Annotated in this window: 1 protein-coding gene; it reads right to left on the bottom strand. The window is 71.2% G+C overall.

Annotated features, from left to right (window positions below; translation table 11 throughout):
- Positions 1–538: 538 nt before the first annotated feature.
- Entirely contained in the window at positions 539–1,087 is a 549-nt protein-coding gene (locus UO65_RS30375; RefSeq protein ID WP_200873507.1) for a GNAT family N-acetyltransferase, read from the bottom strand.
- Positions 1,088–1,481 lie beyond the last annotated feature (394 nt).

The following is a 1,481-nucleotide window of genomic DNA, read 5'->3' as shown; positions in this document are numbered from 1 at the left end:
CATGATCGCCACCCCCGGCCAAACACATCCACCCACCCGGGCAGTTGGCTCGCCAGGCCGGCGGTTTCGGGGGTGGCCGGTTGGGCCGCTGCGCCGGTGGGGTTCGCGGTGGCTGGTGGCTGGTGGCTGGGCTCGCGGTTGCGGGGTGGCCGGCAGGCCACGCGGCACATCCACCCATCCGGGCATTCGCTCGCCGGGCTGGCGGGTTTCGGGGTGGTCGGCTGGGCAAGCACCTCCACCCACCCGGGCATTCGCTCGCCGGGCTGGCGGTTGTTGGGGTGGTCGGCTGACAAGCACACCCACCCACTCGGCTTTGCGTTGTCGGACCGCCGGTCCGAGCGCATTCACCACCCGGGGTCTGCGTAGCCGGGCCGGTGATCCGAGCGCAGCCGCCCACCTGGGCTTCGCGTGGTCGGGCTGGCGGGTGGCTGGGTGGCTGGGCGGCCTGACTGATCAGTGCCGCTGGCTGCCTCGGCTGTTCGGCGCGCGGCCGGGGTGCCGGTTGATCAGCCCTTCGGGTCAGTGTCAGCTCTTCGGGTCAGTGTTCGGGTCGGCCGTGCTGATCGGCGGTGATCTCGTGGAGGGCGGGCCGGTCGAGGTCCACCCGCCAGTCGTGGCAGCGGATCTTGGTGCCCGGGGGGTACTCGAAATCGCACTCGCCGCGCGAGGTGAAACCGGCCGATCGGCAGACGGCGTTGGAGGCGGCGTTGCCCACCACCGGGTAGGCGTGCAGGTACCGGGGGCCACCGGTCCCGCGCAACAGGTCGACGACCGCCCGCGCGGCGGCGGTGGCCACCCCGCGCCCCTGGAACCCGGGCAGCACCATCCACCCGGTCTCCCAGACGATCTCACCCCGCCACTCGGTCAACCAGTGCCCGACACTCCCCACCGCCCGCCCGTCGTCCAGGTCGACCCGGTACATCGTGCCCTTGCCCGACCAGGGCAGTTCCAGGTAGCTCTGGTGTCGCCGCTCGAGCGCCACGGGCTCGACCGGCCCACCCAGGAAGGCCATCATCTCCGCCGAGTTGCACCGGTGCAGCAGCACCAGGTCATCCTCGGCCCACGGCACCAGCCGCACACCGCTCACCCGGCGCATCCTCCCAGCGGACCCACCCCCACCACCAGCCCGTCAGCCCCTCGACCAACCCGGCAAACGCTTGCTCCGGTCATCGTGGACACCAGTCCCCACCCACCCGGCACCACCGCCACCCCGAACCCCGTCAGCGCAGCCACCAGCCACCTCGAATACATTGGCGCAGCGGCCAACCGCCCCGAACCGCCAGTTGCTGATCAGTCACACCGAGCCCCACCGGCGCAGCGGCTCAATCAGCCATTCCGGCAACCGCCAGCCCGGCCAAGCAAACGCCCGGGTGGGTGGATGTGTTTGGCCAGCCGACCACCCCGAAAACCGCCGGCCTGGCTGCGCGATGGAGTGCCATGGAGTTCTCGGACATCGACCCCAAGTAGAATGGGGTCTGTCG

This window comes from Actinokineospora spheciospongiae, from assembly GCF_000564855.1.
Taxonomy (GTDB): Bacteria; Actinomycetota; Actinomycetes; order Mycobacteriales; family Pseudonocardiaceae; genus Actinokineospora; species Actinokineospora spheciospongiae.
This window is presented reverse-complemented; position numbering and strand designations above follow the sequence as displayed.